General features: G+C 32.9%; 21 protein-coding genes. 5 read left to right on the forward strand and 16 right to left on the reverse strand.

Translation table 11 applies throughout. The features are described from left to right. Positions 1-4 precede the first annotated feature (4 nt). Genes argS through parE form a run of 5 tightly spaced genes read right to left on the reverse strand, consistent with a single transcriptional unit; the run spans position 5 to position 8,040 of the window. Entirely contained in the window at positions 5-1,642 is a 1,638-nt protein-coding gene (gene argS / locus ACHAJD_RS00250; RefSeq protein WP_435583835.1) for an arginine--tRNA ligase, read from the reverse strand. 13 nt (positions 1,643-1,655) lie between these two features. Next, complete coding sequence (locus ACHAJD_RS00255) at positions 1,656-2,480, reverse strand: beta/alpha barrel domain-containing protein (RefSeq protein WP_435583836.1); 825 nt, start codon at positions 2,478-2,480, stop codon at positions 1,656-1,658. A gap of 7 nt (positions 2,481-2,487) precedes the next feature. Continuing rightward, entirely contained in the window at positions 2,488-3,561 is a 1,074-nt protein-coding gene (locus ACHAJD_RS00260) for a hypothetical protein (RefSeq protein ID WP_435583837.1), read from the reverse strand. Positions 3,562-3,575: 14 nt separating this feature from the next. Continuing rightward, positions 3,576-6,098 carry a DNA topoisomerase IV subunit A gene (gene parC, locus ACHAJD_RS00265; protein ID WP_435583838.1) on the reverse strand — a complete coding sequence of 841 codons (2,523 nt, stop codon included), beginning with the start codon at positions 6,096-6,098 and terminating at the stop codon, positions 3,576-3,578. A gap of 4 nt (positions 6,099-6,102) precedes the next feature. Further along, positions 6,103-8,040 carry a DNA topoisomerase IV subunit B gene (gene parE / locus ACHAJD_RS00270; protein ID WP_435583839.1) on the reverse strand — a complete coding sequence of 646 codons (1,938 nt, stop codon included), beginning with the start codon at positions 8,038-8,040 and terminating at the stop codon, positions 6,103-6,105. 127 nt (positions 8,041-8,167) lie between these two features. On the opposite strand from parE, the gene plsY reads away from it, so the two are divergent. The 4 genes from plsY to ACHAJD_RS00290 all read left to right on the forward strand — a co-directional run bounded on the left by plsY (position 8,168) and on the right by ACHAJD_RS00290 (position 11,917). Further along, positions 8,168-8,827, forward strand: coding sequence for a glycerol-3-phosphate 1-O-acyltransferase PlsY (plsY, locus tag ACHAJD_RS00275; protein WP_435583840.1), 660 nt, complete (start codon positions 8,168-8,170; stop codon positions 8,825-8,827). A gap of 160 nt (positions 8,828-8,987) precedes the next feature. Next, a complete protein-coding gene (locus ACHAJD_RS00280; RefSeq protein ID WP_435583841.1) occupies positions 8,988-9,998 on the forward strand; it encodes a cobalamin B12-binding domain-containing protein in 1,011 nt (336 codons plus the stop codon). Beyond that, complete coding sequence (locus tag ACHAJD_RS00285) at positions 9,988-10,941, forward strand: GGDEF domain-containing protein (protein ID WP_435583842.1); 954 nt, start codon at positions 9,988-9,990, stop codon at positions 10,939-10,941. The genes ACHAJD_RS00280 and ACHAJD_RS00285 overlap by 11 nt, the downstream gene beginning before the upstream one ends. A gap of 52 nt (positions 10,942-10,993) precedes the next feature. Then, on the forward strand, positions 10,994-11,917 hold the full coding sequence (locus ACHAJD_RS00290) for a radical SAM protein (RefSeq protein WP_435583843.1): 924 nt from the start codon (positions 10,994-10,996) through the stop codon (positions 11,915-11,917). Positions 11,918-11,946: 29 nt separating this feature from the next. Here ACHAJD_RS00290 and ACHAJD_RS00295 read toward each other — a convergent pair whose 3' ends face one another. The 3 genes from ACHAJD_RS00295 to ACHAJD_RS00305 all read right to left on the reverse strand — a co-directional run bounded on the left by ACHAJD_RS00295 (position 11,947) and on the right by ACHAJD_RS00305 (position 14,832). Continuing rightward, positions 11,947-12,165 carry a YneF family protein gene (locus ACHAJD_RS00295; protein ID WP_435583844.1) on the reverse strand — a complete coding sequence of 73 codons (219 nt, stop codon included), beginning with the start codon at positions 12,163-12,165 and terminating at the stop codon, positions 11,947-11,949. 70 nt (positions 12,166-12,235) lie between these two features. Continuing rightward, on the reverse strand, positions 12,236-13,639 hold the full coding sequence (locus ACHAJD_RS00300) for a sodium/glutamate symporter family protein (RefSeq protein ID WP_435583845.1): 1,404 nt from the start codon (positions 13,637-13,639) through the stop codon (positions 12,236-12,238). A 2-nt stretch (positions 13,640-13,641) separates the two neighbouring features. Further along, positions 13,642-14,832, reverse strand: a complete 1,191-nt coding sequence (locus tag ACHAJD_RS00305) for a lysophospholipid acyltransferase family protein (protein ID WP_435583846.1) — start codon at positions 14,830-14,832, stop codon at positions 13,642-13,644. 221 nt (positions 14,833-15,053) lie between these two features. Between ACHAJD_RS00305 and fdxA the strand changes: the two genes are divergently transcribed. Beyond that, complete coding sequence (fdxA, locus tag ACHAJD_RS00310; protein WP_435583847.1) at positions 15,054-15,221, forward strand: 4Fe-4S ferredoxin; 168 nt, start codon at positions 15,054-15,056, stop codon at positions 15,219-15,221. 45 nt (positions 15,222-15,266) lie between these two features. Here fdxA and ACHAJD_RS00315 read toward each other — a convergent pair whose 3' ends face one another. The 8 genes from ACHAJD_RS00315 to cdd are packed head-to-tail and all read right to left on the reverse strand — an operon-like array spanning position 15,267 to position 23,094. Next, positions 15,267-16,043 carry a Nif3-like dinuclear metal center hexameric protein gene (locus ACHAJD_RS00315; protein WP_435583848.1) on the reverse strand — a complete coding sequence of 259 codons (777 nt, stop codon included), beginning with the start codon at positions 16,041-16,043 and terminating at the stop codon, positions 15,267-15,269. Then, positions 16,024-16,686: a tRNA (adenine(22)-N(1))-methyltransferase gene (locus tag ACHAJD_RS00320; RefSeq protein ID WP_435583849.1), complete on the reverse strand. Its 663-nt coding sequence runs from the start codon at positions 16,684-16,686 to the stop codon at positions 16,024-16,026. Before ACHAJD_RS00320 ends, ACHAJD_RS00315 begins: the two co-directional genes overlap by 20 nt. Then, complete coding sequence (gene rpoD / locus ACHAJD_RS00325) at positions 16,686-17,948, reverse strand: RNA polymerase sigma factor RpoD (RefSeq protein WP_435583850.1); 1,263 nt, start codon at positions 17,946-17,948, stop codon at positions 16,686-16,688. The genes ACHAJD_RS00320 and rpoD overlap by 1 nt, the downstream gene beginning before the upstream one ends. Then, entirely contained in the window at positions 17,914-19,686 is a 1,773-nt protein-coding gene (dnaG, locus tag ACHAJD_RS00330; protein WP_435583851.1) for a DNA primase, read from the reverse strand. Before dnaG ends, rpoD begins: the two co-directional genes overlap by 35 nt. 8 nt (positions 19,687-19,694) lie before the next feature. Continuing rightward, positions 19,695-21,068, reverse strand: coding sequence for a glycine--tRNA ligase (locus ACHAJD_RS00335; RefSeq protein ID WP_435583852.1), 1,374 nt, complete (start codon positions 21,066-21,068; stop codon positions 19,695-19,697). Between the two features lie 12 nt (positions 21,069-21,080). After that, positions 21,081-21,800 (reverse strand): DNA repair protein RecO, encoded by a 720-nt coding sequence (gene recO / locus ACHAJD_RS00340; RefSeq protein ID WP_435583853.1) that lies wholly within the window; start codon positions 21,798-21,800, stop codon positions 21,081-21,083. Further along, complete coding sequence (gene era, locus ACHAJD_RS00345; RefSeq protein WP_435583854.1) at positions 21,800-22,699, reverse strand: GTPase Era; 900 nt, start codon at positions 22,697-22,699, stop codon at positions 21,800-21,802. The genes recO and era overlap by 1 nt, the downstream gene beginning before the upstream one ends. Then, complete coding sequence (gene cdd / locus ACHAJD_RS00350; RefSeq protein WP_435583855.1) at positions 22,699-23,094, reverse strand: cytidine deaminase; 396 nt, start codon at positions 23,092-23,094, stop codon at positions 22,699-22,701. Before cdd ends, era begins: the two co-directional genes overlap by 1 nt. Positions 23,095-23,104 lie beyond the last annotated feature (10 nt).

Genomic DNA, 23,104 nt, shown 5'->3' on the forward strand with positions numbered 1-23,104 from the left:
TCTATTACATGCGCTCTTTCGCATGCACACCAACTAAACTTAAAGCATCTTTTAATACAATTTTTACGGCATTTAACATCGCAAGACGTTCTTGTGTTGCGAGTAAGTCTTGTGTAATGACAATTTCAGATGCGTAAAAACTATGTAAAGCTGTCGATAAACGTTGAATGTATTGTGTAATTTTATGAGGAATACGTTTTGAGGCTGCTTCTTCGATCACATTAGGATAATCGATTAAAACACCGAGTAAATCAAGCGCTTTATCGCTTTCTAATGTTTTAAAGTCTTTAATCGTTAAATCAACCTTAACATTACGGTCAATGCATTGTCTAAAAATACTTGAGATACGTGCGTGGGCATATTGTGCGTAAAAAACAGGGTTTTCGTTTGATTCTTTCAATGCTAAATCTAAGTCTAAATCCATGTGTGTATTTAATGAACGCATGGCAAAGAAATATCTGATTGGTTCAGGCCCAACATCTTCAATTAAATCACTAAGCGTAATGGCTTTACCACTACGTTTACTCATTTTAACTTCTTCACCGTTTTGTAAAACTTTTACCATTTGTAAGAGTTCAACATCGAGTAAATCACTTCTACCTCCGACCATTTGAATGGCTGCTTTTAAACGGGGAACATAGCCATGATGGTCGCCCCCTAAAATATCGATTAACTTAGTAAACCCACGAGATAATTTATTTTTATGGTATGCAATGTCAGGAAGAATATAAGTATAAGATCCATCCGTTTTAACTAATACACGATCTTTTTCATCACCGTATTCACTTGATTTCATCCAAATTGCACCCTCTAGTTCATAGGTAAAATTATTGCGCTTTAAGAAGGCAAGCGTTTCTTCAACTTGATTTGCTTCATAAAGAGATGCCTCACTAAACCAAACATCAAAATGAACATTGAATTTTTCTAAATCCTCACGTAATTGATTAAGTAAAAAATCAACACCATATTTTCTAAAGTATTGGTAGCCATCTTCTTGGATAAATCTATCTTGATGGGCTGTTTTAATAGATTCAGCTAAGGCAGTAATTTCTTTTCCAAAATACCCATCTTCAGGTAAACTAGCATCAATACCATGCGCTTGCTTATAACGTGCATCGATTGATAAGGCTAAATTATGGATTTGATTTCCGCCATCATTAACATAAAATTCTCTTGTTATTTGGTAACCTGCTTTTTCTAAGATGCGTGCAATAGAATCACCTGCTGCAGCACCACGTGCATGCCCAATATGAAGACTTCCTGTTGGGTTTGCGCTTACAAACTCAATATTAATGTGTTCATCTTTACCGAGATCAAGTTTTCCATAAGCATCGCCCATGTCATTAATGGTTTTAATAATAGATGTATAGATTTGTTTATTAACATAGAAGTTGATAAATCCAGGTCTTGCAATGACGATATCTTTAAAAGAGGTTGAGGCATCTTTAAAATCATTCACAAGCATCTCTGCAATCGTCATAGGGTTTTTTTTCAATGTTTTGGCAAGTTTCATCGCTATATTCGTAGAAAAATCACCGTTCGAAGCATCATTTGGAACTTCGATTTCGATGTTTTGATCATGAATATTAAGTTTTTCTAGTGATTGCATCACCAATGTTTCTATGATAGTTTTCATGTTCATATAATCACAACCTTTAATTTTGATAGATTATTGCTAAATCAAATGCCTGCAAATCAATGGGTACTTGCTCAATAATAAGGGCATTGATGGGTAATGTTGAGAGGGTCTTAATGGCTTCATATTGTATAGGTACAGAAACCACTAAAGGAATGAATGTATTATTTAGTTTACTACATGTATCAATGAATTCATAGTCCATACTCATCAGTTTTATGTGAGCGGGTTTAAGTAATTGGGCTAGCCTAAATGCATCAACTGAGTTTACTTCAACTGTAAACGGTGTTTTCATTGAATTAAGGCTGTTTATTGATTCATTGCTTGCATCAGCTAGCCGTTTAATAGTGTTTAAAAAGTTTAGATGGATATTAACGGAATCTTTTTCATTTAATAAACTGCCACCGGCAACTTGAACGGCATATTTTTCTAGGGGGTTGATATTAGAAAAACTATTGAACGCAACATAAAGTTTAATGTTTGATGGCGTTAATAGTTCTAAATAATTTGAAATAGTAGTACTTAGACAGCTTAAACGTTTCATTAAGTTTAAACACATCGTTTCCCCTTTTATTATGCGATTAAGTGGCCCACTAATGATTGCAATCATATCATTTTCTTCTACTAAAGCCCCGTCATATTGAATGGCTTTAAAATAAATACGTTTATCCATTTGTTCATAAATCATTTTAATCATTTGAACACCGGTGATAACACCAGATGATTTTGCGAAAAGATGGGCTTCTACGATATGGCCATCAAGTATCGTGTCTGCTGGGGATTCTTTTAACAGATTAGAATCATTTATAGCTTTTAAAATAAATGCTTCAATGGGTGCATCCATTTTATCACTACACTTTCAATTTCAATTGATCATACACGGTATTTTTCTTTTGACTAGGATAGAGCTTCATCCATTTTGCACTTCTCCCTTTTCCTAGTGGGCGTATTTTTTTCTCATCACGCATACGCTTTAATGTTCTATTGATGGTTGATTCGGAAATGGTAGGATGTTGTGCTCTAATTTCTTCTTTTGTAAAAACTTCTTCAAGTTTATTAATGGTATTTTCTATATAGTCAGATTTATTGGTTTGTTGATCAAATGTATAGTTTCTTAAGAGTTCATGTAAGCTTTTATAAGACTCTAATAGTAACTCCAACATAAAGCGGTGCAACTGCATCGTATCGGCTAAGTTTTCGCTCCAATTATGAGAAGCATCTTTAATTTGCTTTTCGAGTTTAACGTTTTGCTTATAAAACAGTTCAAATAAGCTTGCTAAATGTAAAGATTCATACCCGTTAGTAAGCAGTAAAATATATAAAAGCATTAACCCTAATACTTCATTGTGTTTTGTAAAAGGTTTTAAGTTAATAAAATCAATGTAGAAGTTAGTAAGAATAAACGATACTTCATAATCCCCTTTAGATTTTAAACTTTTATATTCTTTTAATAGTTCTTCAAGTGCTTCTCGTTTAGTTGGATAAGAACTACTCAGTAAGTTCATAGAATCCTTTTTCTTTTTTTCAGTTTTTGCGTAATATAAGTTAGCTTCAGGTTCAACATCTTTATATAAAAATTTTAGTAAGTCATAAATTTCAGCAACATATAAAGTAAATGTTTCAGTTTCTTTATGAACTTTTTCAAACGCTTTAAAGATGTTTTTAAGTAAACGTTCATCTTTAGTTTTAGCCTGTACATCTTTAGTTAATAAGGCTTTATACCTTGATTCAGTAACATTTAACTTAAGTAATTGGCCAAAGTAATAAGCATCCGATTGTATGGTTTGAACGATTAAGACATCTAAATCTTTAGAGACACTTGCAAGCATGTCTTTATTTCGTCCAATAAACGGATATATTTGTAAGTATAGTTTGATGACATCATTAGGAATTTTTGCGTAGTGAATATTTTTTAGACAGTGCATTATTTCACCACTTTCTATTCAATCGCATCAAATAAGGAAGCTTGTTCTTCAGCTACTTTAACTTCTTTTTTATAATCTGATAATGGTTGAATGGTTTCATCGATTACTAACTCTTCAATAATCATATGTCTTGGCGTACCTTGTTTAGCAGTAACAAACTTTTTACCAGCTTCTGATGCATTTATTTTAAGATCAAACGTGTTAACAGCGATATGTGCGCGATCAGTAATGATATGAACACGGGCACGGTTTTTATACTGAGTACTATTTAAAACAGCTAAATCGGTGATGAAATACGGATTTGATTTAACTTGTTTGATAATTGGAATGCCTTTTAACGCACGACGTTTTTTCGGAATTTCTTCGATGAGCATGCGTTTAATTGTTCCACGTGTGGTTAACACGAGTAAATCGTGATGATCTTTTAATATAGTACTGGCTGCAAGTTTATATTTAGGACTTAAAGTCATTGCTTTAACGCCTTTTGCACTTGATGAGGTGACTGGAATTTCACTGACATCATAACGGAGTGCATGACCAAAGTCACTTACAGTTAAGACTTCAGCATCTAAATCAGTTACTTCAGTGACGTGTACGACTTCATCATTAGTATTTAAGCCAATAGCTCTTAAAGGCTTGTTATATCTTAAGGCAAAGTATTCACTAAGTTCGGTTAACTTAACTAAATTATCTTTAGTCGTAAATAAGAAATACATCTTATCTTCAAATGATTTAACGCTTGTTACATGGATGATTTCTTCATTTAAGTCAATTTGGAATAATTGGTTTAAATGTGTCCCAACATCTTTCCATTTAGATTCAGAAATTTTGTATACAGGTAAGAATAAGTAATTACCTTGATTTGTAAAGATAAGCATAGTATCAAGTGTAGAAACTTCATCAATAAACATAAAGGCATCAGTTTCTTTTAATGTTGCATTTTCTGTTGCTTTATAACTTCTAATTGAGGCACTACGAACATAACCATCTTTGGTTATTCCAACCATGACTTGTTCTGATTTAATGAGTTCTTGTTCTTGGAATGTGATGCGTTCGATCTCTTCTTCAATAGCACTTAATCTTGTAGTATCAACACTTTTTAAGACTTGACGAAGCTCTTTTTTAATGACTTTTTTTAATGTTTCTTCATTATGTAAAATATCATTAAGTTCATCGATCCAAAGGAGTAAAGATTTTTGCTCTTTTACTAGTTGTGTTAAATCTGTATTAGATAAGCGATAAAGTTGTAAAGTTAAAATGGCTTCTGCTTGGTCTTCACTAAACTTAAAGCTCTTAACTAAACGATCTTTCGCATCTTGTTTTCCTTTTGATTTTCTAATGGTTTCAACAACCGCATCAATAACATCCATCATGCGGATAATACCTTCTACGATGTGAAGGCGTTTTTGTGCTTTTCTTAGTTCGTAATTACTACGATTGGTGACCACTTCTTTTTGGTGATAAATATAACTATCAAATATCGCTAAAATGCCCATTAATTCAGGGCGTTTATTATTAATGGCAACCATATTATAGTTATAAGATTTTGTCAAATCGGTTTTTTTATGTAAGAAGTTTAGAATTGCGTCTAAATCAAAATCTTTTTTGACATCGATAGCAATACGTAAACCGTCTTTATCGGATTCATCGCGGACTTCTAAAATACCATCTACTTTTTTAGCGGCTCTTATTTCATCTATTTTTCTAACAAGAACTGCTTTATTAATTTCATAGGGAATTTCAGTGACAATAATTTTATTATCTTCGAAATGGGTTTTAGATTTAATAATGATTCGGCCTCTACCAGTTTCAAAAGCTTCTTTAATACCGTCTTTACCTTGAACAATTGCGCCAGTTGGAAAGTCAGGTCCTTTAATGATTTTTAATAAATCATCTACTGTACATAACGGATTATCAATACGTTTAATAACCCCTTTTACAATTTCTTCTAAGTTATGAGGTGGAATATCCGTCGCATAACCAGCACTAATTCCAGAAGATCCATTGACTAGTAAATTAGGAAATCTTGAAGGCAGTACTATGGGTTCATATTCTTCATCATCAAAGTTCGGAATGAAGTTAACGGTTCTTTTATCTAAATCAAGGAGTAAATGGCTGGCCATTTCACTCATACGTGCCTCAGTATAACGCATCGCTGCAGCGGAATCACCATCAATTGATCCATTATTTCCGTGCATATCAATTAATGGCACACGCATTTTAAAATACTGTGATAAACGTACTAATGCATCATAAACACTAGAATCGCCATGTGGATGATATTTACCAATAACATCCCCAACAATACGGGCCGATTTCTTATAAGGCTTGTCATGGAACATGCCTAGTTTATACATCGCATATAGTATACGTCTTTGTACAGGTTTAAGACCGTCTCTTACATCAGGTAAGGCACGGTCTTGAATAATATATTTTGAGTAACGTCCAAAACGGTCGCCAACGATATCTTCTAGATTTTCGTTGAGTATGCGACCTTCAATATACGTATCAAGTTCTTCTTTTATTTTGGTTGTCATAGGATTACTCCTTTATCGTAAAGTTATCTTCATTGGTAAATATGACATTAGATTCAATCCAATCACGTCGTGGTTCTACTTGATCACCCATAAGGATTTTAATGCGTTTTTCTGCATCTGCTAAATCGTCTATGTTTACTTTAATCAAGGTACGTGTTTGTGGGTTCATGGTCGTATCAAATAATTGATCAGCGTTCATTTCCCCTAACCCTTTAAAACGTTGAATACTGACGTTTTTATGTTCTTCGATTAGGCGTTGTAACTCGTCTTCATTCCATGCGTATGCAATTTCTTCAACTTTGCGTTTTTTAATCGTGACTTTAAATAAAGGTGGTAACGCAATATATATACGACCTGCTTCTACAAGTTTTCTCATATATCTAAAGAAGAATGTAAGAATTAAAACTTGAATATGGGCTCCATCTGTATCGGCATCGGTCATTATAATGATTTTATTATAATTACATTTTTCTAAATCAAAATCACTACTTAATCCAGCACCAATCGTATGAATGATGGTATTGATCTCTTCGTTTTTTAAAACATCTTCAATTCTAGCTTTTTCGGTATTAATTACTTTTCCTCTTAAAGGTAAAATCGCTTGGTATTTACGGTCTCTAGCTTGTTTAGCACTACCACCGGCTGAATCACCCTCAACTAAATAAAGTTCTGTACGGTTTTTATCTTTTGATTGTGCAGGCGCTAATTTTCCTGATAAAAGCGGTTCTTTCTTTTTACTTTTTTTCTCCATACGTGCTTCTTCACGTGCTTTACGTGCAGCATCACGTACGTTTTGCGCTTTTATTGCGCGTTCAATTAATGTATTCGATAAGGTTGGATTTTCTTCGAAAAAGTACATCATTTTTTCGCCAACAATTTGTTCGACGGCTGTTCGGGCTTCACTTGTACCAAGTTTATTTTTAGTTTGGCCTTCAAACTGAAGTAAATATTCTGGAATACGAATCGATATGATTGCACATATCCCTTCACGAATGTCTGCCCCTTCAAGTTTTTTATTCTTATCTTTTAGTAAGCCACTCTTTAAAGCATATTCGTTAAATATCTTAGTAATAGCAGCTTTAAAGCCCGTTTCATGGGTTCCGCCATCACGGGTTCTTACATTATTAACAAATGAATAAAGTTGATCGGTATAAGATTTAGTAAACTGAAAAGCAATTTCAACTTCTATATCTTCACTACTACCTTCAAAAAAGACGGTGTCATGTATGGTTTGTTTTTGTTGATTTAAAAAATCGATATAGGACAAAATACCGTCGTGATAAATATAGGTTTCTTGTTGTTTTGAGCGCTCATCTATAAGCACCACTTTTAATCCTTTAATTAAAAAGGCGCTTTCTCTTAAACGTTCTGACAAAGTTTGAAAGTTAAAAACGGTGGTTGAAAATATATTCGAATCCGGCTTAAACCATACGGTTGTACCGTTTTTCTTACTTTCTCCTACCTCGACTAAATCTGAAACACGGCGTCCGCCTTCTTCAAATAGCATTTTATAAAGTTTACCATTTCTTGCAACAGTTACTTCGATAAATTCGCTAAGTGCATTAACAACACTTGCGCCAACACCATGTAAACCACCGGATACTTTATACCCACCAGCTTGGCCAAATTTCCCACCGGCATGTAGTTTGGTGTAAATGATTTCAATTGCTGATTTACCACTTTTATGATTTTCAATTGGGACACCACGTCCAAAATCTTGTACGATTACACTATTATCTTCTTTAACGGTTACTATAATTTCTGTTCCATACCCAGCAAGTGCTTCATCAATCGCGTTATCAACAATTTCCCATACCAAATGATGAAGTCCTCTTGCATCCGTAGAACCAATATACATTCCCGGGCGTTTTCTAACGGCTTCTAATTCTTCTAATATTGTGATAGAGTCTGCGCTGTAAGTATCTAAAGTTTTTAGCGTCATGATTACACGTCCTTCTGTCTAACTCATTATTTTATTATATCAAAATTGCTGGTGTATTTGTAGTGTATTTTTTATTTTTATTATGATATAATCTAAAAGTAATTATACATAAAAAGGTGGTTTTACAGTGAAGTATGTCTTAATATTAATAGCGTATTTAGTGGGTTCTATCCCATGGAGCATTATAATTGGAAAAACATTTAAAGGCATTGACATCAGACAACATGGCTCCGGAAATCCAGGAACGACTAACGCTATAAGGGTACTTGGAAGAAAAATAGGGATGATTGTATTTTTACTTGATGTACTTAAAGGCGGATTTATTATCTTACTTATTAGACTTGGTCTATTTGAGAATTTCACTATTTTCCATCCATTATTATACGGTCTTATCTCTGCAATCGGACATATTTATCCTGTATTCTTGAAATTTAAAGGTGGAAAAGCCGTAGCCACTGGTGTAGGTATCTTTTTATTTTATGCGCCATTACTTGGGGTTATTGGACTCCTTGGTTACATTGTAACATTAAAAGTCACAAGATATGTAAGTATATCGTCATGTATGGGTACGGTTAGTTTATTTGTAGCTGCACTCGTTGTCTTTTTCTTCGGTCCAGAACCTGGTTCTACCCTTGAAGTGTTATTTGGCCCTCAAGGTGAACTGATTATGCCAATTATTTCTTTTATTGGGTTACTGCTTATTTTTTACAGACATCGAGGGAATTTTAAAAATATTATGAATAAAGTTGAACCGAAAAGTAATTTCTTACAAAAGAAAAAGCTATAAACGTTTATGTAAAGCCGTTAAAACGGCTTTTTTTATTAGTTCAGCTTAAAAATATGTCCCTTATACTATTACTTTATACAAAAACCCTTTATTTTTCACTCTTTTATTTTCATTAGTATCTGTAATAATGATGTTATAATAACATAAAGTAGGTGATACCATGGATAAAAAGTATATTAAACGCAATATGAACGAACTCGTTGATGCTGTATTGGTTAAAGTTGATCCTCATTACCAAAATCAAAATGACGTTTATATTGAAAAATCTAGAAAAGATATTGAATACACAATCCTTTTTACACTTGAGTGTGTTCATTCAAAAGACGAATCCATTTTAATTCACTATTACACTTGGCTCATAGAAACCTTAAAACATTATAATATACGTCAACGTACTTTATTTAATATGCTTGATGCGATAAACTTAGTATTAAAGCCCTACTTATCAGTAGATGAAATCCATTTTTTAACCCAAATAGATGAAACAGTGATTAAAGATGCGCTTAAAGAAGTACAAGATCAAACCTATATTAACAACCCAGCGTCTGAGATTTATCTTACCTATTTAATAAAAAAAGATCGTTTGGGTGCGGTTAACTACATTAATTCACTAATTGAGGCAAATTATGATATTAGAAAAATCTACTTAGATATCATTCAACCGTCAATGTATGAAATTGGGCGCTTATGGCAAGCGCGTAAGCTATCGGTTGCTGATGAACATATGGCTACAGTCATCACACAATATGTAATGACCAGTTTATATCCCTACATTTTTAAATCAGAAAAAAATGGGATGCGTCTTGTTTCTGTTTCACTTGGGAGTGAACAACACGAAATTGGGATGCGTATGGTGACAGATTTATTTGAATATGAAGGGTATGAGACGCATTACTTAGGCAGTAATATTCCAATACAAGATATTGTTAACTATGTCGACATTCATAAACCAAACATATTAGCGATTAGTATAACTCTCTCAGTGCACCTATCTTCATTAAAACAATGTGTCAGTATGATTAGAAGCAATAAAAACTTGAATAATATGAAAATTCTTATTGGCGGTCAAGCCATATCTAAATATTCTGATCCTATACATACATTTAATGTAGATGGTTTTGCCTTAAATGCAAATGATGCGATAAAAGAAGGTGAAAGACTTGCTAAATAATGCATTTTTAATCGAAATTAGTGAAACAGGAAATATCCGAAAATCATTTACAACAGAATTATTCTCGACTATATTTTTAATGAATGAAAATATATTTAGTTTTATAGCAGATGATTTTCATGAAACATTTAGCAATCACTTAAAGCATGTTAAAAATGGATTTTCATCTACCATAGATTCAATCACCTATAAAATACTCAATAAGTCTTATTCTTTTAAAACAACGCTATTTTACACTAACAATGTTTTTTATGTACTTGGTTTAAATCCTGATAATGAACACTATGATCTAATCCATGAATTCCTAAGCATTAATACCGATTTAGCCAACAAGATAAACGCACTATCATCAAACACAAGTTTACAACCTTATTTAGAAGAGTTAAGCGCTTTAAATAGTGAACTTATTAACACACAACGCCATCTTGCACAAAAAAATAGTGAGTTAGAAAGAATAAATTCAACTTTGAAAAACTTATCCTATAAAGATTACTTAACTAAAATACCTAATAGACGAAGTTTCTTTACGGATGTTTATGCTTATGTTAAAACCGAATCCTATTGGCTAATAATGATTGATTTTAATAATTTTAAGACAGTCAATGATGTTTTAGGTCATGATTACGGGGATCAAGTTTTGATAGCATTTGCTAAAAATATTCATGACTTAGCCCTTCAGTATAATGGAAATGCTTACCGATTAGGTGGCGATGAGTTTGCGATGTTGATTCCTCAATCGGTCAAATTCAATTTTAATGACCATATTGAATTTTTAAATAAATCGCTCGAAAAATTTCATCCAGACACTTCAATTGCCTATGGAATTGAAGCCATTGATCACACTACAGTCAATGAATCAAAAAAAGCTGAGGAAACTATGTCTAAAGCTGATCACCAAATGTATGAATACAAATACACCATGAAAAATAAAAACAAGAACTAATTATTTTTTCTTGTTTTTTTTGTTAAAATGAAGATAGATTTGGAGTGATAGTATGGAAAATAATCATTATGTATATGGACCAATTTCATCACGACGTTTAGGACAATCTTTAGGCATTAGTCCAATGTTAAAGAAAACCTGTAATTATAACTGTATTTATTGTCAATTAGGTCATACGCATTTTCTGACGAATAGATTTAATCACTTTGTTGATGTTGAGGTGATACTAAAAGAAATTGATGCTGTATTAAAAACAGGCATTGAGTTTGACACCATCTCTATTGCTGGAAACGGAGAGCCTACATTATATGACGCGTTAGAAGCTTTGATTGCTGGCATAAAATCCAAAACAACAAAACCATTAGCCATCATTACAAATGGCGCATTACTTTATGAAGAACGCGTAAAAAAAGCCCTGTTAAAGTGTGATATTGTCTTGCCTTCAATAAATGGGTATGACCCTTTATCTCACATTAAAATTAATAGACCGCATAAGGCGCTAGACTTTAAAAAAGTTTCTCAAGCTTTAATCGATTTTTCACGTGAATTTAAAGGCGAACTTTGGCTTGAGATTATGTTAATGAAATCTATTAACGATTCAGATCAGGCACTAAAGGGGTATCTAAAACTACTGGAAAACATCAATTATGATAAGTTATACCTAAATGTCCCTGTAAGACCGCCTAGTGAGAAGCACATAGAAATCCCAACAGATGATTGCATACAAAAATTCGCAAATAAACTAAATGCAATCCCGATCCATCAACTCGCTTCGCCAGAATATAAAAGTACTATTGCTGAAGATTATGAAGCTTTAATTAGTATATTAAAGCATCATCCACTCAATCAATTTGAAATTATTGCTTTTTTAAAAGCTAGAAATGCTGATGATGGTGATGTATTTAACACATTAGATCAAGATAGCAATATAGAGTGCATACATTATAAAAATTTAAAAACGTATCGTTATAAATAATAAAAAAAACTTCATAAATTTATGAAGTTTTATTTATATTGATTCATTGATTGCATTACTTGACGGACTTGTTTTTCAGATGGTTTGCGACCCATTTGAGTCATCATCGCACGAACCATTTTTTCATTAATAGGTGGGTTTTTCTCTAAATAGCGTTTGAAATAACGTTGAGATAAGAAAAATCCTAACCCAGCGCCGACTAATAAAGACACAAATATAAATACATAATGAAACCATTCCATAATCATATATCTCAACTCCTTTTTCTTCTTCTATATTGTACACAACGTTTATTTAAAATACAAGTAGTGTGTGTATTTATTCGGTGACTTTTGGATTAAATTTTAAAATGATTGAAACAAAGACAATAAACAACAAAATTATAATGCCTAAAGAGACAAATGTATGGATAATACTAATTGGGGCAATCCCTACAAGTAATAAGATCGGAAAACCAAATACGATGGCTGTTGATGAGCCAACAACTAAGTCATTTGCTGCAGGGGTTTTAAAATTAGGATCGACTTCTCTAATTAATATAATACCTGTACTTGCTGTTCCACTTAACATACCAAACATCCCCATCAAAGCCGGTATTGGATATTCTGGGTAAATACGTTTTGTTAAAAACTTAACAAAGAATAGGGTAACAAAACCAACTGTGAAAACAACAATGATAAATGGAATCCATAAATGTTTTAAGTCTTCTACACGAATGGCTATAATTGAAGCGATAATCATGTAATCAAATATCGTACCTGCAATACGATTAAGCATGTAATTATTAGGGTATTGTCTAGTCATAATATTTTTTTTACGTAACCATAAGAAAATTTTCTTAAACAATAAAGCCAAAAGCATCCCAATAATAAAGTTAAACCCAATAACTAACGGTTTAATTGTATTGATTCCAAAGTCACCTAAAACACCAGTATCCATTGTTCTTGCAACTAACATAATAAACCCATAAGTAACTAAGTAGACCATTAAAACCAAAGAGATTTGAATGGTAAACTTATCAATTGCCTCAGCCACAGGAATTTCATCTGGTGATTCAATTTCTTGACTACTTACTAATCCAGATTTTTGATCAAATACACGTTTGACGTAACCTTGTTTGTGGAGTAAATTAAGATAATAAACCCCAGCTATACTTGCCCATATAAACCCAAATGAAGCTATAGCAAGTCCAAACGAAGTTCCCCCAACAAACCCATGCGTCACTTCATAGACATTCCCGATGTTTTGTGCTTGACCGGGTCCTTGACCAAAGCCCATAGGGGCTAATAACCCAGCAGCGGGTAGTAAATCTTTAAAGAATGTAAAAGCTAAAGTAATGGTGATCACAATCGCAACTAAGCCTTGAATCAAATAGGTTGATACAATAAGTAATCCACTAAACATCCCACGACTTTTTTTAGCATTAACACTCATTACGGCATTGACTTTTAATCCTAACGCAATGAAGCCTAATGCGATGGCATGATAAGTCAACATGCGTAAATAAAGTTCCGTGTTTTCATAAGTGGTTGGGGTTACCATACTTTTAAAAAGCGTTTCTTTAATTATTAAGCCTATAAATCCAGCAATAACGGCGGTTGGTAAAAGCGTATGTTTTAAAAATGATATTTTTCTTCTTAATGTGTTTGCAAACAATAATAATACAGCTAAAACAGAAAAGTGAATAATGCCTTCCCAAACGTAATATTGACTAAAATCCATAATTAATATTCTCCTTTATTATTTATAGCATCAATCGCGATAACATATTTAAGCGCATTACGTTTTTCATTTGCTATTGCGTAATACGTTTTCTTTGTTTCTTTATCGTAAAAAATTAGTTTATTCTTTTGTTGGACACTACTATTAACATTTTTAACTTGCCATGTTTCTGTGTGATCGTTAAACTTAAAACTTAATGTTTCTTTTGTTAAACTAATCTCTGCTTTACCAAGCGGTGTTTTACGTTTACTTCTAACCACGTCTAAAATGGTCTCATTTGAATCTTTAAATAAAACACTTTCGTTTGATAATGACGCTATTTTTTCTCTTAAAACCTTGTTTTGCATGTGATACCAAGGAATGGTAGTTTTATAATAAAATGTTTGATTAATTGCTTCAAATGTCCCTTTAGTTGTGTATTTGACTAAAAAGTCGCATACCGTACATGATACTGTATCTTTATGTGAAGATAAAGTGTTTAACGCCTGGCATGATGGGCAATAAAAATAACTACTTTCGATATCTATAGCCAAATCTTTTCCTTTGTAATCAATTTGCTTAACAGCTTGTAAGTCGTGATCATTTACAAAAAGATTTTTTAAAACACCTTTATAAATATCATCGACACTTAAATCTTGATAATGGTTTAAAGTCCAAACATCATGGACATAGCCAACGACTTTTCCTTTATGTACATGCTTACTCCAGCGTGGTTTTGTAAGTGAGCCCCCTTCAATATGATAAAAAATAACAGGAAGCTTTAATAGTTTTACTAATTTTGCGATGCTAGGATTAATAAACAATGTTTCGCCATTAAAAGTCGCATTACCTTCTGGGAAAATTCCAATACTTCCGCCGCTTTTTGCAACTTTAACCATGTCTCTAATGGTTTCCATGTCAGAGCGATACTTCGTTTTAGGAATAGGGCTGACTAAGTATGTGATAAGTTTAGACCAATATTTGATTGAAAAAATCATATCACTAGCCACAAAATAAATCGGTTCCCTAAAACTTAAGGAAAGTAAAAAAGGGTCCAGCGCCAAACCATGGTTGGAAAGTATTAAATAAGGCCCCTTAATCCCTTTTGGTGGTTTAAATTTCTTAGCAGTTGCATTAAGTTTTATTTTTAGAAATAGACTAAAAAAAGGTGGAAATAGAAAAAATACAACACGGTGTCTAAATCGTTTTTTCATTGTCATTCTCCTAAATTTTATACGATTATAGTATATCACAACATTTCGATAATCAAAATATCAATTTTTAAGCTTTATTTGTATTCTAAACCTATGTTTTCTAAATAAGCTAAATCGTTATAATATAAAGATTTTAAATAAGGCCTTTTTCCTTGAAAAAGGTTTACAATTAAGGATAAATCTATTAAAATATGATTAAATCATTGTAAGGAGGAATAACAATGCCAAGAAGAATAACAGAAGATTGTATCGCTTGTGCAGCATGCGTTGCAGAGTGTCCTGTAGATTGTATCTCTGAAGGAGATATTTACGTCATTGACGAAGATGTATGTATTGATTGTGGGGCATGCGAGGTTGTTTGTCCAGTAGAAGCAATTATAGAAGTTTAATTTAACAAATATATAAAAAAGTGTCCCCAATGGACACTTTTTTTGTTATACAAAGGTAAATGGATCTAAATCAACACGACTTTCAAAAATTGGTACATTAACACCATAATTTGTTAACTCTTTTTTTAATGCTTTAGAAAAATGTTTTTCAGCATAATGGCCGATATCTAAAGCCGTTAAGCCCATTTGCAGCATATCGTGTGCATGATGATAACTAATATCACCAGTTAAATAGATGTCTGCGCCTTTACGTTTAGCTTCAATCATATGTGAAGCGCCACTGCCACCACTAATCGCAATCGTTTTAACTGTTTTACCGTTTTTCTTTGTAATTAATCGGGCGTGACTTATATCTAAGTGGTCTTTTATATAAGTAATTGCATCATCAAGTTTCATTGCTTTCACTTGCCCAATTTTTCCGATGCCATGTGAATCTGTCATCATTTCAAGGGGTTCTTGATTGGTTAATTTTAACAAATCTGCTAACACCTGATTCATGCCCGAATGGCCTAAATCATAGTTTGTATGGGAAACAAATAAAGCAATATCGTTTTTAATTAATTTTTCTATTAGATTCCCTTTATAAGAATCTGTAAGAATATTATATAAAGGTTTAAAAACTAAAGGATGATGAACAATGATCAAGTTAACTTCTTGACTAATGGCTTCTTCAACGACTTCTTTAGTAAGGTCTAAACTGAGTAAAATGCCTGTTAATTCTTTGTTTAAAGTCCCTACTTGTAGCCCAACATTATCCCATTCATAAGCTAAATCCTTTGGATAGAATTCATCAAAAAATTGTTTAATTATTACGCCATTCATAAAGTACCTCCTCTATACTTTTTAAACGCTTGATATGTCTTTTTTTAGCTTGTTCGTGAGGAATCATATCAATAAGCGTCTTAAGATAGTTTTGTTCATTTGTTAGTAACTCTTTATATGCCGCTTCTTTTTTCTTTAATAAGTAAGGGCCAAAAAGCATTTCTTTTTCACTATAGTTTGCAGTACCCTTTTCAAGGACGATAATAATATAGTGAATGCCCTCTTCAGTAACCACCGTTTCATCAATAATTTTATAGCCTTCAAGTGTGAGTTTTCTAACCGATTCATGATGATTATTTGGTTGTAAAACAAGTCTTTTAACATTTTTAATGGATTGATCATGGAAAACATTATACATTAAATTACCGCCAAGACCAGCCATTAAAATAACATCTACATCTTCAGTTAATGCCTCAATTCCACTAGATAAGACAGGGGTTATAACATGGTCTAAGTCGTTCAACTTAATGTTATAGGCCGCACGTTTTAATGGACCTATTTTATTATCAACTGCGTAGGCTTTATTAATTAGGTTCGCTTTCACTGCAGCTATGGGTAAATAGGCATGATCTGTTCCTATATCGTAAAGCACGTGATGACCTTTTAAATAGGTCATACACGTGCTTAAACGGTTTTTGAGCATTAACGTCCACCCATGAAATCTTTAAGTTTTTTACTGCGTGATGGATGACGAAGTTTGCGTAAAGCTTTCGCTTCTATTTGACGGATACGCTCACGCGTAACCCCAAATTCACGGCCAACTTCTTCTAATGTTCTTGTGCGGCCATCAAGTAGTCCAAAACGCATACGTAAAACTTTTTCTTCACGATCTGTTAATGTTTCTAACACAGCGTCTAATTCACGTTTTAACATTTCTTTCGAAGTAAATTCGAGTGGGGTTAATGTATCTTGATCAGCAATGAAATCCCCTAAACTTGAATCTTCTTCTTCACCTACAGGTGATTCTAGTGAGATTGGTTCTTGGGCAACTTTTTGGATAATTTGGACTTTTTCAACACTGATTCCCATGCGTTCAGCAACTTCTTCAGGTTGAGGTTCGCGCTTTAACTCTTGAATTAATTGACGTTGAGTACGAACGAGTTTGTTAATGGTTTCAACCATGTGAACCGGAATACGAATCGTACGGGCTTGATCGGCAATCGCACGGGTGATGGCTTGACGAATCCACCAAGTTGCGTACGTTGAAAACTTAAAGCCTTTTGTATGGTCAAATTTTCCTACTGCTTTAATTAATCCCATATTTCCTTCTTGAATTAAATCTAAAAACTGCATACCGCGTCCTACATAACGTTTTGCAATAGAAACTACTAAACGTAGGTTTGCTTCTACTAATTTGTTTTTAGCTAATTCACCTTTATAAATAAGCTGTTCAACTTCACCTTTATGAATTTGCGTGATTTCATCACCAGATTCTTGTAAGGCTTCATATTGTTCTTTTGCAATCGCTGCATAGTAAATATCTTGAGCAAGTTGAAGTTCATATTCAGGATCAAGTAGCTCTACACGACCAATTTCTTTTAAGTACATACGTACTGGGTCATCAACTTTTATGCTTGCGCTTGATTCAAACGATTTATCGTGTAATAATTCTTCTTCAATATTTTTAGCGAAATCTAAATCTAACATAAATTCATCTTCTACATCATCCACATCGTCTACATCTAAATCGTCATCATCGTCATCGTCTAAGCTTAATTTAGGTATTTTATATGAGACCATTTCTTCTTCACTAACGACATCCACATTATTTTTTTCTAATTCAGTAATAATTTCATCGAAGTCGTCAGAGTTTTCATCTACATATCGTTTAATTTCCTTAACCGATATATAGCCTTTTACTTTACTTGTATCAATGAGTTCCTGAATAATTTTTTCTTTTTCCATGCTTGGCCTCCTTAATTATTGCATCAATTTCTTTACGGTACTGAATTTTCTCTTCAATCGTAAGTGCTACTTTTAGTTTGTCTTTTAATACAGCAACTTCGGCTCTTCTGTTTTGTTCACGCATTACACTCAAATAATCTTCGAACTCTTGTTCATCATGAGGATAATCTTTTAATTCGATGTAGCGCTTAAAATAAGCTTTTTGAGCGTCATTTAAGTAATGCATGAAAAGCGCTGGTACGATGCATAAGCCGTGTTTATTGAGTCTATAATATTCAAATATTTCTAGCTGAATATCTCTTGCGTGTTTATCCGAAAACATAATGTCTTTGAACTCACTTCTAAATTTCTTCTCATAATAGCGGTCTTTAAAGAAATAATAGATTAATCCGCGTTCGGCTTTTTTAAATTTATCTGTGATTTCAATTTGTGGCAATTGTTTGTATTTTGGAATAACACGTTTTTTCACTTCTTTAAAGTCTTGTATTAATATATCAAATGAAATCCCTAAATCTTCACTCATCTTACGCAAATAGAAATCTTGAATAAGACTGGATGAATCTTTAATTAAGTCAAAAATACGCTTTTTAAATTGTTCAATCTCAGTAATTTGCTTTACATTGACATTTTCTTTAAGTTTTGTGTAAATATAAAGCTTGCTATCTAGTGCTTCATCAACTAGTTTTTGGAAGTGTTTTGCGCCGTGTTTTTTAATGGTATCATCTGGATCCATTTTTTCTTCTAGTTTAACGACTTTAACTTCAAAATGCGCTTTTTCTAAATCTAAAATGAATTTTTTAGTAGCATCTTGACCAGCTTGATCTCCATCAAAACACAAAATAACGGTGTTTGTTAAGGCTTTTAACTTTTTGATGTGTTTATCTGTTAGGGCAGTCCCCATAACAGCTACGCCTTCTTTAATACCTGCTTGATGGGCCGCAATAACATCCATAAACCCTTCAAATATAACCACACGTTTTGTTTCTTTAACGACTTGTTTAATTTTATGCAAGTTATATAAGACTTCGCTTTTTTCAAAGAGAATGGTTTGAGGACTATTCATGTATTTTGATAAATGATTATCTTTTTCTTCATAGGTTCTTCCAGAAAAGCCTACAACATGGCCTTCTTCATCATGAAGTGGAAACATAATACGGTTTCTAAACAAATCATAAACCGTCTCATCCTCACGCACAAGACCTAAATCAATCATATCAGAAGTTAAAATATTTTTTTGCACAAGTGCTTGATATAAGGCGTCTTTTTGATTAGGGGCAAGCCCAATTTCAAACTGTTCAATGGTCGCTTTAGATAGTTTACGGTTGAGTAAATAATTTAAAGCATCATTACCAGATTTTGTATGATTTAAAACTACTTGATAAAAGTTTAAAGCTTCTTGGTTAATATTGAAATATTTTTGATTGGGTTTATCAAAGCGTTTGGTATCGATTGTGATGTTTAATCTTTCAGCTAAAAACTTAATCGCATCACCGCTAGCTAACCCTTTTGTTTCTTTAACAAAGGTTAACGCATTTCCGCTTGCTTTACATGAAAAGCAATGGTACAACCCTTTTTCTTCATCAACTGAAAACGAAGGGGTTTTTTCATGATGAAACGGGCATAAACCAAAATGGTTTTTCCCGCGTTTTTCAAGTGGTGTCACTTCGTTTATGAGCTCAATGATATCTGTTTTATATAAAATTTCATCAAGCAATGAAGAATCGTTGACTGAAGACACAATATCACCTAAAATCTAATTTTATCTTCGATATATCTTATAAGTTCTTTTTCTGTTAAGCGAATTTGTTCCATCGTATCACGGTTACGTACTGTATAAGTTCCTTCGTTTAATGATTCATCATCAATTGTCACAGCAAACGGGGTTCCAATCGCATCTTGTCTACGATAACGTTTCCCTATTTTTCCTGTATCATCATAGACACATTCAAAGTATTTAGATAATGAGGCATAAAGTTTCGTTGCCTTTTCTTGATGATATTTTTTAATTAAAGGAAGGACTGCAATTTTAAACGGGGCTAAGGCCGGATGAAGTTTTAAGTTAATACGGGTTTCACCGTCTTCTAGTGTTTCATCATTATACGCTTCAAATAATAATGCTAAGAATAAACGTTCAACCCCTAACGATGGTTCAATGACGTAAGGCAAATATTTCTCGTTAGTATCTGGGTCTAAATACTCTAAACTTTGTTTTGAAAAATCTTGATGTTGACGAAGGTCATAGTCTGTTCTAGAGGCAATCCCCCATAATTCATCAAAGCCCCAAGGATATAAGTAATCAATATCTGTTGTGGCATTTGAATAATGAGATAATTGTTCTGCGTCATGATCTCTTAAACGTATATGAGTTTCTTCAATCTGTAAATCCAGTAAAAATTGTTTGCTGGCTTCTTTATAATACGCAAACCAACCCATTTCTTCTCCTGGTTTACAGAAAAACTCTAATTCCATTTGTTCAAATTCACGGGTTCTAAAAATAAAGTTACCTGGTGTAATCTCATTTCTAAAACTTTTTCCAATTTGACAAATCCCAAAAGGAATTTTCTTTCTTAAAGCGCGTTGAACGTTTTTAAAGTTTAAAAATATCCCTTGTGCGGTTTCAGGACGTAAATATATTGCTTGACTTTGATCGTCTAAAACGCCTTGACTTGTTTTAAACATTAAGTTAAATTGTCGAATCGAGGTAAAATCGTGTTTACCACAATTAGGACACTTTATTTTATGTTCTTTTATAAATGCTTCTAACTCAGCAATGCTTAAAGCATCTGCATGAATGGTTTTATCAAATGATTCAATTAAATGGTCTGCACGGTGACGCGTTTGACACGCTTTACAATCTGTAAGCGGATCATTAAAGCCGTCAATATGACCGCTTGCTTTCCATACTAAAGGATTAAGTAAAATACCTGAATCAAGGCCAACGTTATTTAAGTCTTCTTGAACAAAACGTTGCCACCATAGCTTTTTAATGTTGTTTTTTAAGCTAACACCAAGTGGTCCGTAATCCCAAGTGTTCGCTAACCCACCATAAATCTCGCTTCCTTGAAACACAAATCCATAATTTTTTGCATAGTTCGTTAATTGTTCCATCGTTATTTTCATGTCTTCACCTTCTTAAAGTAATGTATACAGTATTTGCTTGCTTTTAAGTGTATTGCCTAAGTGGTGCGTATATAAACTATCGATAATCTTCATATATTGAAGTGTTTCCTCTATAGATAATTCTAACTTTTTATGCTGTGAAATATCAACATGTAAAAAATATTTTAATGGCATAAAGTCGTTTTCGTTTAAGTGATGATCGCTATTGGTTGTATGCGCATGACAAGTAACCATGCTTGTATGGCTGTTAAAGAATAAATTTTCTTTACTTTGACATACATGACATTGATTAAAATCAATTCCATAGCCTAAAAAGTGTAACATTTTCATCTCAAATATCATTAATATTTCTAAAGGTGATTCTGATTCATTTATTATAGGAATCGTTTTTAAAATAAACGGAAACAATTTTTGATGATTGTCATCTTTAGAAAGATTATAGTAGATGAGTTCATTTATGACTGAAGTGATCGTAGATTTAACTAAATCTTCTTTAATTTTTGGATAATACACTGTTTTTTCAGCGTCTTTTAAAGTCGGCAATTTGCCTTTAGTAAGTGTTAATTTTACGATATTTCCAGGTTGAATCAAGTGTCTAAATGGACTTGTAAATTTTTTTATACCACGTGCTAATGCACTATGAAGCCCGGTATCAGTATAAAAATAAACTAATTTACTATATTCTTGATAATCAACAGTTTTTAAAATATAGGCTAATGTAACATTTTCCATTAATATTCATCCCTAAACCCAAAGTTTCTTAAATGAAGTTCTTTGTTTCTCCAATCTTTTACTACTTTACAGTGTAAGTCTAAATATATTTTTACGCCAAGTAAAGCTAATATGTCTTTACGTGCCGCAACGCCAATGCGTTTAATCATGGAGCCGCCTTTACCAATAATAATGCCTTTTTGGCTATCGCGTTCTACAATAATTGTTGCGTGAATATTTAGTAAATGTTCTAGTTCCTCATCTTGTTTCATGGATTCAATTAATACCATTACACTATGTGGAACTTCTTCTTGTGTATATTGAAGTACCTTTTCACGAATAAGTTCGCTAATAAGGAATTTTTCAGGATGGTCTGTAATTTGATCTTCAGGGTAATATTTCGGTCCTTCTTCTAACATCGATTTAATATCTTTCATTAGAAAATCTGTATGTTTTCCTTCTAAAGCACTAATAGCGAATACCCCTTTAAAATTGTATTTACTTTTGTATGATTCGATTAACTCAGTTAATCGTTTAATGTCTTTGGCAACATCAATTTTATTAACCACTAGAAATACAGGCGTTTTAACCACTTTTAGATGTTCTAAAATCGTTGCATCAATTTCATCCATTTTTTCAATGCCGCTAATCATATATAAAATTAAATCAACGGTATTGAGTGTACGTAAGGCCGTATCAGTCATCATTTTGCCAAGTGCGTGTTTTGGTTTATGAACACCAGGTGTATCAATAAAAATAATTTGAGTATCTTTATCGTTATAAATCCCACGAATTGTGTTTCTTGTGGTTTGTGGCTTATTTGATGTGATCGCGATTTTTTGACCCATCATATGATTTAAAAATGTCGACTTCCCAACATTGGGCTTTCCGACAATAGTAACGAATCCAGATTTATGCATTATAAATCTGCCTCAGTAAACCCAAGGGGTAAGAGTTCTTCATTTTTTATGGTTGTCGTATTACCGAACTTATCACTTAAGTAAACTGGCGCATCTAAAGGGATGAGTTCTCTCATGACTTGTCTGCAGGCCCCACATGGACTGACTAAATGGTCTTGTTCAGTTGTAATTAAAATCGCTTCAATATCTTCTTTTTTATAACCTTGTGCATACGCTGTATAAATCGCTGTACGTTCGGCACAGTTAGTAAGACCAAATGATGCATTTTCAATATTAACGCCTGTAATGATGGTCCCATCTTTCAATTTTAGCGCAGCGCCAACTCTAAAATTAGAATATTTAACATAAGCACGTGGTAATACACTTTGTGCGGCTTCAAATAATTTTTTATCCATCGTAATTCTC

It is taken from the genome of Liberiplasma polymorphum (assembly GCF_043951795.1).
Lineage (GTDB): Bacteria > Bacillota_I > Bacilli_A > Izemoplasmatales > Izemoplasmataceae > Liberiplasma > Liberiplasma polymorphum.

What these genes read in the sequence shown, in the direction of transcription:
- argS (WP_435583835.1), bottom strand. Translation starts at nt 1,642, where the DNA reads ATGAACATGAAAACTATCATAGAAACATTGGTGATGCAATCACTAGAA.
- ACHAJD_RS00255 (WP_435583836.1), bottom strand. Translation starts at nt 2,480, where the DNA reads ATGGATGCACCCATTGAAGCATTTATTTTAAAAGCTATAAATGATTCT.
- ACHAJD_RS00260 (WP_435583837.1), bottom strand. Translation starts at nt 3,561, where the DNA reads ATGCACTGTCTAAAAAATATTCACTACGCAAAAATTCCTAATGATGTC.
- parC (WP_435583838.1), bottom strand. Translation starts at nt 6,098, where the DNA reads ATGACAACCAAAATAAAAGAAGAACTTGATACGTATATTGAAGGTCGC.
- parE (WP_435583839.1), bottom strand. Translation starts at nt 8,040, where the DNA reads ATGACGCTAAAAACTTTAGATACTTACAGCGCAGACTCTATCACAATA.
- ACHAJD_RS00280 (WP_435583841.1), top strand. Translation starts at nt 8,988, where the DNA reads ATGGATAAAAAGTATATTAAACGCAATATGAACGAACTCGTTGATGCT.
- ACHAJD_RS00290 (WP_435583843.1), top strand. Translation starts at nt 10,994, where the DNA reads ATGGAAAATAATCATTATGTATATGGACCAATTTCATCACGACGTTTA.
- ACHAJD_RS00295 (WP_435583844.1), bottom strand. Translation starts at nt 12,165, where the DNA reads ATGATTATGGAATGGTTTCATTATGTATTTATATTTGTGTCTTTATTA.
- ACHAJD_RS00300 (WP_435583845.1), bottom strand. Translation starts at nt 13,639, where the DNA reads ATGGATTTTAGTCAATATTACGTTTGGGAAGGCATTATTCACTTTTCT.
- ACHAJD_RS00305 (WP_435583846.1), bottom strand. Translation starts at nt 14,832, where the DNA reads ATGAAAAAACGATTTAGACACCGTGTTGTATTTTTTCTATTTCCACCT.
- fdxA (WP_435583847.1), top strand. Translation starts at nt 15,054, where the DNA reads ATGCCAAGAAGAATAACAGAAGATTGTATCGCTTGTGCAGCATGCGTT.
- ACHAJD_RS00315 (WP_435583848.1), bottom strand. Translation starts at nt 16,043, where the DNA reads ATGAATGGCGTAATAATTAAACAATTTTTTGATGAATTCTATCCAAAG.
- ACHAJD_RS00320 (WP_435583849.1), bottom strand. Translation starts at nt 16,686, where the DNA reads ATGCTCAAAAACCGTTTAAGCACGTGTATGACCTATTTAAAAGGTCAT.
- rpoD (WP_435583850.1), bottom strand. Translation starts at nt 17,948, where the DNA reads ATGGAAAAAGAAAAAATTATTCAGGAACTCATTGATACAAGTAAAGTA.
- ACHAJD_RS00335 (WP_435583852.1), bottom strand. Translation starts at nt 21,068, where the DNA reads ATGAAAATAACGATGGAACAATTAACGAACTATGCAAAAAATTATGGA.
- recO (WP_435583853.1), bottom strand. Translation starts at nt 21,800, where the DNA reads ATGGAAAATGTTACATTAGCCTATATTTTAAAAACTGTTGATTATCAA.
- era (WP_435583854.1), bottom strand. Translation starts at nt 22,699, where the DNA reads ATGCATAAATCTGGATTCGTTACTATTGTCGGAAAGCCCAATGTTGGG.
- cdd (WP_435583855.1), bottom strand. Translation starts at nt 23,094, where the DNA reads ATGGATAAAAAATTATTTGAAGCCGCACAAAGTGTATTACCACGTGCT.